We start from the raw sequence: 13,080 nt of genomic DNA, 5'->3' as shown, positions 1-13,080 counted from the left end.
CCGTTCGGTGTGCGATGTGCCACTATCGCCTTGCGGGGCATCGTGATTCGCGATACTCGCCGGTCAAGGCGGTGCGTGCCGGAGGACGGGCGCCGGTGCGGCCTCTGGCTATTGCCGCGCACCGAAACATATTGGTGAGGTAAATCACTCGTATGTGCTCAGTCCGCGGGGTCGAGTCGCTTGATCCGGCGCACCGTGTGCTGGGCGATAGCGGCCAATCGGGCCAGCCTGGCATCGCCGAGTGCGGTGGCGGCATTGCCGAGTCGATTGGTGACGAAGGCGATCGCCATACCGGTCTCCGGATCGGCATAGGCGCCCGAACCGCCGATTCCGTAATGGCCGAACGCTTTTCGCGGCTGCTGCTTGGACATGAGCACGGGGCGGTGATAGCCGAGGGTGAAGCGCAGCGGCAGGCCGAGCACATAGTCGCGGCCCTCGCAGGGCTGCACCCGACCCATTTGCTCCAGTGTCTCCGGACGCAGGAAGCGCAGGTCATCGATGCGACCGCCATTGGCCAGCGCACCGTACATGCGCGCCAGCGCCCGCGCCGAGAAGACCCCGTTCCAGCCGGGCATGACCGCGTCGTGCACCCGCGGGTCGCGCACCAGTTCGTCGAAACTCTCCGGCATACCCGCCTCGGCGAGTCCGCGCGCGGGACGCACCCAGGACAGCACCGATGACGCGGTATTCCAGCGGATTCCCGGCGGACTCAGGTGCGGGAAGATCTTGGCGATCCGATACCGCTCCGCAGGTGGCACCCGGAACCAGAACTCGGGTGTACCCAGTGGCGCGGCGATCTCCCGCGCCACCACTTCGGTGAACGACTCCCCCGTCACCCGCTGCACGATCTCGGCGACCAACCAGCCGAAGGTGATCGCGTGGTAGCCCGAGGACCGGACCCGGCGCGGATCGGCCGGGCTGTCGGCCAGCGCGGCCACCACCGCGTCATAGTCGAGGATGCCTTCGCGGCCCGGCACCAGCCCGCGCACCCGATGCAGCCCGGCCCGGTGCGCCAGCACATCGCGCACCGTGATCTCGGCCTTGCCGTGCGCGGCGAACTCCGGCCAGTACTCGGCGACGGGCAGGTCGTAGGAGAGCAGGCCGCGCTCGGCCAAACGGTGCACCACCGTGGAGGCCACACCCTTCCCGGTGGAGAAGGTCAGCGTCACATTCTCGCCCGACCAGCGGCGATCCCTGGCCGCCCACCCCGCCCAGATATCGACCACGGGGCGACCATCGAGGTAGACGGCGAGCGCGCCGCCGCCCCGACTGCGCTGGGTGAAGGTGCCGAAGAAGTGGTCGGCCAGGCGGATGAAGCGCGGATCGACCAGCATCTCCCGCGGCGCGGGCGGCGTCGCACGGAATTCGGCGGAATCCGAGGGTTGAAGGGCGGCGACCATGGCTGCACCTCCTGATCGGGGGTCCCCTGCGGGGTGGAATCTCAGAGTAGCGCCCGAGTACTCCCCACTTGTCGATAGCGACAAATTAGCGGGATCGATGCGCGGCCCGGCGAGTTCGCCTCAGTGCTGCGACGCGACCCGCGCCTCGTCGGTCGGGCTCGTCCGCTGCCAGATGCCGAAAGGTGTGGCCAGACAGGCGCGTCCGGTGCCCGCATCCCAGGCGAGGGCGCCCGCGCCGAGGCAGGTTACCGCGCGCTCGGTCGCCGAAACCATGGCGTACGAACCGCCGAAGGCGATGGTGATGGCGAAAGGTGAAGGGGTGACCGGTATTTCGATGGGCCTCGGCCCGCTGGGCGATACCGCCTCTCCCGGCGGCGCCGCGACCGGCTCGGTCAGCGAGGTCGTGGCCACCGCGTCGGGGCCGATACCGAGGGCGACGGGAATCCCGCCCGCCGCGTCGGAGGCGCCGCGCCCGCCCGCGATCCCGATGCCGAGCGCCGAGGCGCCCTCGGTTGCCTCGGCGTAGCCGACACCGTCATAGCCGGCCGCCCGTGCCTGACCGCGCGCATCCGTCCTGGCTCGGCACGCGGCGGGTCCGTTGACCAGGGTGATGTCCGTGCCCGCGTCGGCGGCGCAGTACAGGTCCGCGGCCGAGGCGAGCGCGGGTGCGGCGACCGATAATCCGAGCGCGAGGGTGGAGCACAACAACACCTGGATCGGTTTCATTCGGGACTCCTCTCGCGCCTCGCCAACCAACCCTACCCAGATCGGTTGCCGGAGCCGGGATTCCGCAGGCCCGCCCAATAAACGGAAAGCAAGCGGGTCGGGTCGCCGACTCGACGTCGGATGGACGATGGTGTATTCATGGCGTGACAGGTGGCGTGGGAGGACTGGTGTCTCGACAATTCGATCGGGGGTGGGCGCGGCGCGCGGCGGTGGCCGCCGCGGCCGCGTGCTCGGCGATGGTGCTCGCGGGTTGCGGATCCACCGTCAGCGGTCACGCCCTGCCGGAAGGCGGCCGCACGGTCGACGCGATCTCGGCCACCCCTAAACCGCCCCCTGGCAAACCGAGCCCCGGCAAGACCCCCGGCGGGAAAACGGATTTCCAGGCCGAAGTGGGCGATTGTGTAACCCTCGGCGGCAGCACCGACGACGCCACCATCACAAAGGCGACCTGCGGCAGCCAGGATTCCAACTACCGCGTCATCGGCAAGGCCCAGCGCAGTTCGCAGTGCGTCGGCGACCGCGACAGCTACTACGTGGAGACCGTGAACGGTATCGAGCAGGGCGCGTTCTGCCTCGACATCGACTGGGTGGTGGGCGGCTGCATGGATGTCGGCGGCGATATCGCCCGCCGCATCGACTGCGGCGCGACGGTCAAGGACGGCGTCAAGGTCATCAAGATCCAGCAGAACGCCACCGATGTGAGCAGTTGCGGACCGGGCAATAGCGGCTTCGTGAAGAAGGAACGCAAGTTCGTGGTCTGCGTCCAGGATCTGTAGCCGGTCGTTTCTCGCATACCCCTGGTTGTGTCGCACCCATGCCTAGGCGTACCTCCGGCTATACGCGGTTTGCGGACGACTTCGTCGGCAGCGCGTACTAGGTTGGCAGATGTGACGAGTCCGGAGCTTCCTCGGCTGCGATCGGCCACCGGTCGCTGGATTCTGTTGGCCACCATCCTCGGTTCGGCGGTGGCCATGCTCGACGCCACGGTCGTCAATATCGCCCTGCCCCGCATCGGTGCGCAGTTGCGGACCGATGTGGCGGGCCTGCAGTGGACGCTCAACGGCTACACCCTCACCCTGGCCTCGTTCATCCTGCTCGGCGGCTCACTGGGCGACCGACTGGGTCGGCGCAAGGTATTCGTGTGGGGCACAATCGGATTCGCGCTCGCCTCGGTGCTGTGCGGTGCGGCGGTGAATATCGAGATGCTGGTGGTCGCGCGGATTCTGCAGGGCATCGCGGGCGCGATGCTCACACCGGGCAGTCTTGCGCTCATCTCGTCCTCGATCGATCAGCGCGATCAGGGATCGGCCATCGGTCTGTGGTCCGGATTCGGTGGGGTCGCGGGCGCGCTGGGTCCGTTCCTCGGCGGATGGCTGATCGATCTGGCCGGATGGCGCTCGATCTTCCTGCTCAATGTGCCGTTGGCGGTGGTGGTGGTGTTGGTGACGCTGCGCCACGTGCCGGAGAGTCGGGACCCGAATTCGACCGGCCGCCTGGATATTCCGGGTGCGGTGGTGGTGGCCTGCGCGCTCGGCGCGCTCACGCTGGGGCTGATCGATTCCAGTCCGCTGCTGATCATCGCGGGCGTGGTGCTGCTCGCCGTCTTCGTGGTGATCGAGCTGCGCAGCCCGCATCCGCTGGTCCCGCCCGCGCTGTTCGCCTCCCGCGTGTTCACGGCGGCCAACCTGGTCACCTTCGCGGTCTATGCCGCGCTCGGCGGCGTGTTCTTCCTGCTGGTGCTGGAATTGCAAGTGGTGGCCGGGTATTCGCCGCTGCTGTCGGGCGCGGCTACGGTGCCGATCACCCTGCTCATGCTGGTGCTGTCCGCGCCCGCGGGTCGGTGGGCGCAGGTGCACGGTCCACGCATCCCGATGACGATCGGTCCGCTGCTCGCGGCGGCGGGGTTGCTGCTGATGCTGCGCATCGGCCGCGACACCTCCTACCTCACCGATGTGCTGCCGGGTGTGCTCGTCTTCGGACTCGGGCTTTCGGCGCTGGTCGCCCCGCTGACCGGGGCGGTGCTCGGCGCAGTCCCGTCGAGCGAGGCGGGGATCGCCTCGGGGGTGAACAATGCCGTGGCCCGCACCGCCCAGTTGCTGGCGGTGGCCGCCCTGCCCGGTCTGGCGGGCATCTCCGGATCGCTGTCGGATCCCGACGCGCTGGCTCGCGGCTTCCCGATCGCGGTCTGGATCTGCGCCGGATGTCTGCTGGCAGGCGCGCTGCTCGCGGCGGTGCTGCTGCGCCCGAAACCCCATGCGCCGCATCTGGACAGCGTCGAGTGCGCACCGCAGTGCGGGGTCGCCGGTCCGGCACTCGCCCCGCTGCACGGCGCCGAAGCCGAGGACGAATAAGCGTGAGCGGACCGAAACGGCCCGCTCACGCCAGGTATTCGAGGGACAGATCGATCAGATCGGAGTGAATCCGGCCCCGACATCGCCGCGGGCATTGATATCACCGAGGATCGCACTCATATTGGTGCCGACCTCCGGCCCGAAGCAGGCCACCGCGAGATAGGCGTTCACCATGCCGACCAGGGTGGTGCCGACGACGACGGGCGCGCCCGAATCACCCTCGACGACGCACATCTGCGACCAGGTCTCGACATTGGACTGGAAGACATCGCCCCAGCTGATGCCGCAGGTATTGCCCGTGGTCCTGCCCTCTTTGCAGACGATCTGCGGGAATTGGGCCGGTGCGCCGAGTCCGGTGATGGTGACCCGTCCGACGGTGTTGACCGGGGTGATCCGGTCCGGGTCGAATTGGATGACGGCGTAGTCCAGGTCGTGGTTGGCGTAGGCGAAGCGGCCGATGACGCCCGCGCCGCGATTGGCCTCGGCGGTGACCAGCGAGCCCGCCTCACCGCAGTGACCGGCCGTGAGCCCGACGAGTCTGCCCGCGCCGTCGTAGCCGACGGTGGTGACCGTGCATTCGAATTGGTTGTCGATGACAATGCCCGATCCCCCACCGATGACCGGACCCGCTGCCTGCGCGGTCCCTGTTCCGAGTAGCGCCGCCCCGAGGGCGACGGCGAAGGCGGCTGTCGCCGCCTTGGCGAGTTTTCTGAACATGTCCCTCCAGAGGTAGGAAGCCGCACCATATCAACCTGTCGGCCCCATCGTGTCAGTATTCGATCCCTGGCGCGTCGGGAAATCAATAGCTCGACGCTATTGCAATGTTGATCGGATGCTCGGTGTGCGGTGTTTCGTCGGCGAAACTCGCGGTGCGCGAACACTTCCCATTTCGGTCATAATTTCAATGAACGCATTCCGGGTAATTAGCCGAATTCGGCCATCGGGCGAGTTGGGGATAAGGCAGTTCGACTGTGAGGTGTACCAGGGGATCGGCCCGCGTTTTGGGTTGTGCGCCAACGGATGTGTTCCGCGTCCTACCGGGACATTCAGTGTGCTGTGAATCTATGACCGAGATCACATGTCAGGAGTGTGTTACGCACTACTCCGTAGTAAGGTGCGTCAAGCGAACGAGTCGTCGGGGCGGGCAACCGGCGTCGAGAGGGGTTAGCCAGTGCAGTCGACCGAGAGTCCACCAAGAGGTTCGCGCTTCGGCATCGCGGTCGATTGGACGAAGACCTATTTGGACGCCCATCCCAAGCGTTCCATCGAAACCTTCGGTCGTCAGATCGGGATGGGATTCGCGGCGATAGCCGAACTCGTCGTCTCAATCTTCCGGCGACGCTTCCCGTTCGCCGAATTCATTCGCCAGTGCGCGTTCATGTCCAGTGTCTCGGCCGCGCCCACCCTGCTGGTCGCCATTCCGATCGGCGTCATCGTCTCCATTCAGGTCGGCTCGGTGGCCGGACAGGTCGGCGCGACCTCTTTCATCGGCGCGGCCAATGGTCTGGGCATCATTCAGCAGGGCGCGCCGCTGGTCACCTCGTTGATGATCGCGGGCGCGGTCGGTTCCGCGGTCTGCGCCGACCTCGGTTCGCGCACCATTCGCGAGGAGATCGACGCGATGAAGGTGATGGGTGTCGATCCGATGCACCGACTGGTCGCCCCCCGCCTCGGCGCGGCCATGCTGGTCTCGGTGCTGCTGTGCGGATTCGTGGTCTTCGTCGGCTTCCTGACCGGCTACGTCTTCAACATCTTCTTCCAGAACGGCACCCCCGGCTCCTACATCGGCACCTTCTCCTCCTTCGCGGTGACGCGCGACCTGCTGGTCGCGCTGATCAAATCGCTCATCTTCGGCCTGCTCGCGGCGATCATCGCCTGCGATACCGGACTCAACACCCGCGGCGGTCCCGGCGGCGTCGCCAATTCGGTGAATTCGGCGGTGGTCTCCTCGGCGCTCATGCTCTTCGGCGTCAACCTGATCATCACCCAGATCTACAACGCCGTATTCCCGGCGCAGGTGGCCTGAGTCATGTCCGCCACCTATGTCCCCCCACTGCTGCGACCGCTGCGCGCGCTGCGGCGCGGCTCGCAGGCCCCGATCGACTGGATGGCCAGAATCGGGCACCAGGTCTTCTTCCTGCTGCGTTCGATCGGCTCGATTCCGTTGGCGCTCAAGCACTATCCGAAGGAGGTCTGGCGGCTGCTCTCGGATGTCACCTGGGGCAACGGCAATCTCGTCGTCGGCGGTGGCACCATCGGCGTCGTGGTCATCCTCAGCGCCTTCGGCGGGATGACGGTCGGCCTGCAGGGCTACAACTCGCTGAATCTGTTGGGGCTCAGCCCGATCACCGGTGCGATCTCCGCCTTCGCCACCACGCGCGAACTGGGTCCGCTGCTGGCCACACTGGCCTTCGCGGCGCAGGCGGGCTGCCGGTTCACCGCACAGTTGGGCGCGATGCGCATCTCCGAGGAGATCGACGCCCTGGAGTCGATCGCGATCCGTCCCCTGCCCTACCTGATCAGCACCAGGATGTTCGCGGCCATGGTGGCCATCGTGCCGCTGTACTGCCTGGGCTTGGCCATGGCCTACATCTCCTGCTCGCTGACCGTGCGGGCCATCGGCGGTACGCCCAGCGGCACCTACCAGCACTACTTCTATCAGTTCCTGATTCCGACCGATGTGATCTATTCGCTGATCAAAGCGATCCTGTTCGTCGCGATCACCACGTTCATCCAGTGCTACTACGGTTTCTTCGCCTCCGGCGGTCCGGAGGGCGTCGGTGTCGCGGCGGGCCGGGCCATCAAGATGTGCATCATCGCGGTGGTCTTCGCGAATCTGTTCATGACACTGGCGATCTGGGGGATCAACCCCGGCATCCGGATCTCGGGGTAGCGCATGATCATCGATCCGAGTGGGCGCGGTCCGACGATGCGCCAACTGCTCATCGCGGGCGTGTGCGGACTGCTGGTGTTCGCGGTGGTGCTCGCGCTGCTGCTGGCGCGCTACCGGGGCGCGTTCCAGGAGAATGTGAAGGTCACCGCGAATCTCACCACCACCGGCGACGGTCTGCCCGAGGATGCCGATGTGAAGTTCCGCGGCGTGCTGGTCGGCGCGGTGCGGGAGGTGTCGGTCGCCGCGAAAGGTGAACAGCAGCAGGTCCATATCGCTATGAAGCCGGAGTTCGCGGGCGATATCCCGGCCACCGTGACCGCCCGCGTGGTGCCGAGCAACCTGTTCGCGGTCACCTCGGTGGAATTGGTGTTCAACGGGCCGAGCGAGCGGTTCCTGCACGCAGGTTCGGTCATCGAGGAGGATCGCAGCGCGGGCACCATCGCGTTGCAGGACACCCTGACCACGGTGCGCGGCATCCTCGACCACATCGATCCGATCCAACTCGGCCGGGTGCTCGGCACCCTGTCCCAGGCGCTGGATGGCAGCGGCCGGATGCCGGGCTCGACCATTGAGCGCCTGGACAATTGGCTCGCGGGTGTGCGCGGCGCAGTGCCGGATCTGGGTGGTGAGCTCGATAATTTCGCCAACTCGTTCCGTGCGCTCAATCAGTCCGCGCCGGAACTGTTCGACGTACTGGGCAATTCGGTGCAGACCGCGCGGACCATCGCCGATCGCCGCGACGAGCTGATGGCGTTGCTGACCGGCACCGGCGCGACGGTGGACAAGGTCAATGACCTGTTCGCCCGCAATCCCGATGTGGGCAAACAGGTTACGACGGGCACCTCCGACATGTTCGGCGCGCTGAGCGCGGACCCGAATGCCATCACCAGGGCGCTGCTCAGCCTGAACAACAGCCTCGGCAAGCTGGACACCACCTTCACCTGGGGTCCGCAGCAGCAGATGGTCTGGAACGCGGGGATCTCCCTGACCCCGTTCCGCCCGTACACGGTGGCCGACTGCCCTCGCTACGGTGACCTGCCGGGGCCGAGCTGCTACACCGCCCCCGCCGAGGCCGATCCCGGCCAACTCCCCGACAAGCTCAAACCGCGCGCGTTGGATTCGGCGGCCGGGCTGCCGCCGGTGCTGCCGCTGCCCGGCCTGCCCTCGATTCCCGGTATCACCGTGCCGGATTCGAGCGGGCACTTCGCCTCCGGCATCACCGGACTCGCGCCGATCATCCCCGGATTCGCCGGTGTGCCCAATCCGTTCGCGGGCACACCGCTGGGCGGACTGATCCCCATGCTGCCGCCCGGTCTGCTCCCGCCCGCTCAGGAACCTCCGCCCGCCGTCCCCGCAGCCGGTCCGATCGCGCTGCGCGGTCAGGACGCGATGTGGGCCCTGCTCGGTCATCGACCGAATGCGGCCGAATATCTGCTGCTGAACACGATTCTGAAGGGTGGGACCATGACGGTGGCCGAAAAGGGTTCGGGCCGATGAGTATTCGCAAGCCGCTGCTCGGCTTCGGGCTGTTCGCCATAGTGGCGGTCCTGGTGACGGTGCTGGTGTGGAATACGCTGGCCCGCGTCGTCACCGGCGAAACCAACACCTACACCGCCACTTTCACCGATGTGCTCGGCCTGCACGAGGGTGATGACGTGCGGGTGGCGGGCGTACGGGTCGGCAAGGTGGAAACCATCGCGCTGGCCCGCGATCCCAAACTCGGCAAGTCGGTCGCCAAGGTGACCTTCGTGATCCAGCGCGATCAGCAACTCTACGACGACACCAAAGCGCTGGTGCGGTACCAGAATCTGATCGGCCAGCGCTATGTCGCGCTCGCGCCGGGCGCCGCGCCCGCGCGCACCCCGCTCAAAGACGGGGCGAGCATCCCGGTGGATCGGACCGAACCGTCGTTCGATGTCTCGGCCCTGCTCAACGGTTTCCAGCCCCTGTTCCAGGTGCTGGCGCCCGAGCAGGTGAACAACCTGTCGGAGTCGTTCATTCAGGCGCTGCAGGGCGACGGTGTCTCGCTGAGCTCCTTCATCACCCAGGCCGCCACGCTGGCCACCGATTTCCAGCGCCGCGACACCATCCTGTCCGAGGTCATCGCCAACCTCTCCGGCGTCATGGGGGGATTGGCCAAGCGCGGCGACGAATTGGAGACCCTGGTGACCCAAACCCGCGCGCTCATCGGCGGACTCTACGACCAGGGGCAGTCGCTGTTGCGGTCCACCACTCAAATCGCCGCTGCCACTGGCTCACTGGTCGATATGGTCGGCGCCATCCAGCCCAAGTTGGTCACCGCGCAGAACTCCACCGCCGCCGCGCTGTCGCTGCTGCTGGCCAATGGCGCGAAACTCGATCAGGCGGCCATCGACCTGCCCAATATTCTTTCCGACGCGGGCAGACACGTCTCGGAGGGCGGCTACGCCAACGCCTACCTTTGCGGTCTGGACATCTCGCTCTACGGCATCCTGTTCCCGCGCGGACTCACCTCGCAGATCGGCGGGAACGGGCATTCGGCGGTGTGCCACCCGTGATGACGAGACTGCGCGCGCGCTTCAACAGCAATCGCCACTTCTGGGTCGGCATCCTAGGCGCGGCTCTGGTGCTCGTGCTGGTGTTGATCTCCAGCGCCTACAAGCTGATCGGGGTCGGCCAACAGCACGTCGACGCCGAATTCGTGCAGGCCGCAGGGATCAAGGTGGGCGACAAGGTGAATGTCGCCGGGATCATGGTGGGGCAGGTGGCCGCCGCGAAGCTCGAGGGTTCGCATGTGCTGCTCACCCTGAATGTGAACAGCGAGGTGCGATTCGGAGCGGACGCCAAGGCGTCGATCAAGATGGCCACCCTGCTCGGCGCGCGCTTCGTCGATGTGGAGCCCGGTGACGGCTCGGGACTCAAAGGCAACCGAATTCCGCTGTCCAACACCACCGTTCCCTACAATCTGGCCGATGTGGTGCAGGAGGGCACGCCGAAATTCGCACAGCTCGACACCAAGAAGCTGGCCGAATCGCTGAACCTGATCAATAAGCAGATGGGTGATTCCCCCGCGCTGGTGGCGCAGGCGCTCGACAGCGTCGGCGCGCTGGCCAAGGTGATCGACAACCGCAAGGCTCAGGTGGACGGGCTGCTCAAGGATCTGGACCGCGTGACCAAGATCCTGGGCGACAACCGCAACAGCGTGCTGCTGGTGATCACCCAGGGCGAGGCCATCGCCAACCGGGTGATGCAACGGCAGACGCTGCTGCGCGAACTGCTGGACAATATCGCCCGGCTGAGCCGTGAGCTGCAGCAGATCGGCGATCAGAACGGCGGCCAATTCGGGCCGACCATCGATCAGCTCAACACCATGGCCGAGGGTTTGCAGAAGAACAAGGACAATCTCGACCGCCTGCTGTCCATCATGCCGCCCACGGTGCGCTACCTGTCGAATGCCTACGGCGGCAACGGTCCGTACGGCACCGTCGGTCTGCCGTGGCTGTTCCCGGACAACTGGCTGTGCTTCGCCAATGTGATCGAGGGGTGCCAGGGATGAGGAAGCGGACCGTCGCGCGCGCCGTGGGAATCGGGGCGCTGGCCCTCGGGCTCGGCAGTTGCTCGATACTGCCCGCCTCGGTGGACAGCGCGCTGGGCAACACGATTCGGATCACCGCGGATTTCGAGAATATCGCCGGTATGTACGAGGGCAATCCGGTGACGGTGCTCGGGCTGCAGGTCGGCAAGGTGGACAAGATCGTGCCGCGCGGCACCATGATCGAGGTGCACCTGTCGGTCGACAAGGAGGTGAAGATCCCGAAAGACGCCATGGCGGCGATCGTCTCGCCGTCCATCGTCACCGATCGGCATATCGAGCTGACCCCGGTCTACACGGCGGGCGATGTTATGAAGGACGGCGCGCATCTGCCGCTCGGCAAGACCAGGACCCCGGTCGAACTCGACACGATGATCAAGACCATCGATCAGTTCGCGGCCGCGCTCAAACCCGAACCGGGACAGGACGGGCTCGGCCCGCTGTCGGGGCGGGTGCTCTATCCGATGCTCAACGGCAATGGCGCGAAGATACGCGACACCCTCAACGCGCTCTCCTCGGCGCTGAAAGTGGGCCTGGACAATAAGGACGCCGTCGCGAGCATCATCGTCAAACTGAACGAGCTCACCACCATGCTCGCCGAAAATGACCAGGCGGTAAGGGATTTCAGCAATCGTGCCACCCAGATGACCGGTCTGCTCGCCGATCAGGCGCCCGGTCTGCGCGCCACGCTCGATCAGCTCAACGGCTTCCTTGCCAATACCAGCGGCGCCTTCGCGCAATACCAGGACAGGCTGTCGGGTTCGCTCACCGGACTCACCAATGTGACAAATCAATTGCGCGCCAACGCCGCCGGTATGACCGAGGTGGTCGATGTCGCGCCCATGCTCATGCAGAACATCGACAATATGATGAACCGCCAGGGCCGCTTCGTCCGCCTGCACACGCTCGTCGGCACCGCCCTGTCCGGTGAGGTGGTGAGCCTGTTCTGCGAGCGGGTCCAGATGCGGGCCGACGGTTGCCGCACCGGCGATATGCAGGATTTCGGGCCGGACTACGGTCTGACCGCCGCATTGCTCGGACTGACCAAGTGAGCGCGCGCATACGGCGGGCCGCCATGGCGTTGACAGCGGTGGCGGCGGTGGGCGCCGTCTCGGGCTGCGGGCTGACGGTGGAGAGGATGCCGCTGCCCAAGCCGGGTCTGTCCGGCGAGACCTACACCGTCACAGCGGAATTCGACAACGCACTGAACCTGCCCGAACAGGCGAAGGTGAAGATCGGCGGCTCCGATGTCGGCGTCGTCTCCAATATCCGGACCAAGAACTTCAAGGCCATCGTCGACCTGACCATCCGCAAGGATATCGAATTGCCCAGGGGCACAACGGCGGAGCTGCGCCAGGCCACCCCGCTCGGCGATGTCTTCATCGCGGTGTCCAAACCGAAGGCCGAACCGGGCGCCGCCATACTGAAATCCGGGGACCGGATCGAACAGACCTCGGCCGGTGCGACCGTGGAGCAACTGCTCATCTCGGTCTCGCTGCTGTTCAACGGCGGCGGTATCGCGAGCCTGACCAAACTGGGCACCGAACTCGATTCCATCATCGGCGGCCGCGGCGAACAACTCGCCCACGTCCTCACCCAAATGACCAGTGTGGTCGGCAATTTGAATGCCAACTCCGCGCGCGTGGACGAGGTGCTGGCCCAATTCAACGGGCTGGCCAATACCTTGCAGACCCGCCGCGCCGAACTCGGCCAGGTCGCCGACTCGCTGCCGCAGATGATCGGCGCCATCGCCGAGAACAACCGCAACCTCGGCGACCTGCTCGGCAAGATCTCCACCGCCAGTGCCGCACTCGGCGACTACGCCGACACCACCGGACCGCAACTGGCCAGTCTCCTGGACAACACGAAGGAGCTCATGGCCGCCATCGCCCGCACCGGAGATAATTTCGGCACCCTGCTCGACCGAATGCACACCATCCGCCCCAAGGTGGACGCCACCTTCCGCGGCAGCAGCTTCGCCATCTTCGCCTACGCCACCAGCCTGGACCTGAGCGCGCTCACCGATCCCGAACACGGCAAACTCCAGGATCTCAATGATCTGCAGGACTTCGCGGGCAGCCTGATCCAGGTGCTGCAGGTGGTGCAGTCCAGGGTTCAGGGGGGTCACCGGTGAGCAGA

Annotated in this window: 12 protein-coding genes; 9 read left to right on the top strand and 3 right to left on the bottom strand. The window is 66.2% G+C overall.

What is annotated here, in order from left to right; all coding sequences use genetic code 11:
• Positions 1 to 158: 158 nt before the first annotated feature.
• Both D5S18_RS12175 and D5S18_RS12170 read right to left on the bottom strand, forming a co-directional pair.
• Complete coding sequence (locus tag D5S18_RS12175; RefSeq protein ID WP_120040673.1) at positions 159 to 1,334, bottom strand: serine hydrolase domain-containing protein; 1,176 nt, start codon at positions 1,332 to 1,334, stop codon at positions 159 to 161.
• 186 nt (positions 1,335 to 1,520) lie between these two features.
• On the bottom strand, positions 1,521 to 2,126 hold the full coding sequence (locus D5S18_RS12170) for a DUF6764 family protein (protein ID WP_120039988.1): 606 nt from the start codon (positions 2,124 to 2,126) through the stop codon (positions 1,521 to 1,523).
• 167 nt (positions 2,127 to 2,293) lie between these two features.
• Here D5S18_RS12170 and lppU point away from each other — a divergent pair, with 167 nt between their 5' ends.
• Both lppU and D5S18_RS12160 read left to right on the top strand, forming a co-directional pair.
• Positions 2,294 to 2,902, top strand: a complete 609-nt coding sequence (gene lppU, locus D5S18_RS12165; protein ID WP_239003693.1) for an LppU family putative lipoprotein — start codon at positions 2,294 to 2,296, stop codon at positions 2,900 to 2,902.
• Positions 2,903 to 3,013: 111 nt separating this feature from the next.
• Positions 3,014 to 4,477 (top strand): MFS transporter, encoded by a 1,464-nt coding sequence (locus tag D5S18_RS12160; RefSeq protein ID WP_120039985.1) that lies wholly within the window; start codon positions 3,014 to 3,016, stop codon positions 4,475 to 4,477.
• Positions 4,478 to 4,531: 54 nt separating this feature from the next.
• Here D5S18_RS12160 and D5S18_RS12155 read toward each other — a convergent pair whose 3' ends face one another.
• Positions 4,532 to 5,194 carry a S1 family peptidase gene (locus D5S18_RS12155; RefSeq protein ID WP_120039983.1) on the bottom strand — a complete coding sequence of 221 codons (663 nt, stop codon included), beginning with the start codon at positions 5,192 to 5,194 and terminating at the stop codon, positions 4,532 to 4,534.
• A gap of 454 nt (positions 5,195 to 5,648) precedes the next feature.
• Between D5S18_RS12155 and D5S18_RS12150 the strand changes: the two genes are divergently transcribed.
• Genes D5S18_RS12150 through D5S18_RS12120 form a run of 7 tightly spaced genes read left to right on the top strand, consistent with a single transcriptional unit; the run spans position 5,649 to position 13,075 of the window.
• Positions 5,649 to 6,503, top strand: coding sequence for an MlaE family ABC transporter permease (locus D5S18_RS12150; protein ID WP_120039981.1), 855 nt, complete (start codon positions 5,649 to 5,651; stop codon positions 6,501 to 6,503).
• A gap of 3 nt (positions 6,504 to 6,506) precedes the next feature.
• Positions 6,507 to 7,370 carry an ABC transporter permease gene (locus D5S18_RS12145; protein WP_120039979.1) on the top strand — a complete coding sequence of 288 codons (864 nt, stop codon included), beginning with the start codon at positions 6,507 to 6,509 and terminating at the stop codon, positions 7,368 to 7,370.
• 3 nt (positions 7,371 to 7,373) lie between these two features.
• Positions 7,374 to 8,867 carry an MlaD family protein gene (locus D5S18_RS12140; RefSeq protein WP_120039977.1) on the top strand — a complete coding sequence of 498 codons (1,494 nt, stop codon included), beginning with the start codon at positions 7,374 to 7,376 and terminating at the stop codon, positions 8,865 to 8,867.
• A complete protein-coding gene (locus tag D5S18_RS12135) occupies positions 8,864 to 9,907 on the top strand; it encodes an MCE family protein (protein WP_120039974.1) in 1,044 nt (347 codons plus the stop codon). Before D5S18_RS12140 ends, D5S18_RS12135 begins: the two co-directional genes overlap by 4 nt.
• The gene (locus tag D5S18_RS12130; protein ID WP_120039972.1) at positions 9,907 to 10,905 is read left to right on the top strand and encodes an MCE family protein; all 999 of its coding nucleotides are present in this window, start codon (positions 9,907 to 9,909) and stop codon (positions 10,903 to 10,905) included. Before D5S18_RS12135 ends, D5S18_RS12130 begins: the two co-directional genes overlap by 1 nt.
• The gene (locus D5S18_RS12125) at positions 10,902 to 11,993 is read left to right on the top strand and encodes an MlaD family protein (protein ID WP_120039970.1); all 1,092 of its coding nucleotides are present in this window, start codon (positions 10,902 to 10,904) and stop codon (positions 11,991 to 11,993) included. Before D5S18_RS12130 ends, D5S18_RS12125 begins: the two co-directional genes overlap by 4 nt.
• Positions 11,990 to 13,075, top strand: a complete 1,086-nt coding sequence (locus D5S18_RS12120) for an MCE family protein (protein WP_239003692.1) — start codon at positions 11,990 to 11,992, stop codon at positions 13,073 to 13,075. Before D5S18_RS12125 ends, D5S18_RS12120 begins: the two co-directional genes overlap by 4 nt.
• Positions 13,076 to 13,080: the final 5 nt, after the last annotated feature.

Source organism: Nocardia panacis, from assembly GCF_003598715.1.
Lineage (GTDB): Bacteria > Actinomycetota > Actinomycetes > Mycobacteriales > Mycobacteriaceae > Nocardia > Nocardia panacis.
Note: the sequence above shows the minus strand (reverse complement) of the source record. Positions and strands in the feature narration are given on the sequence as shown.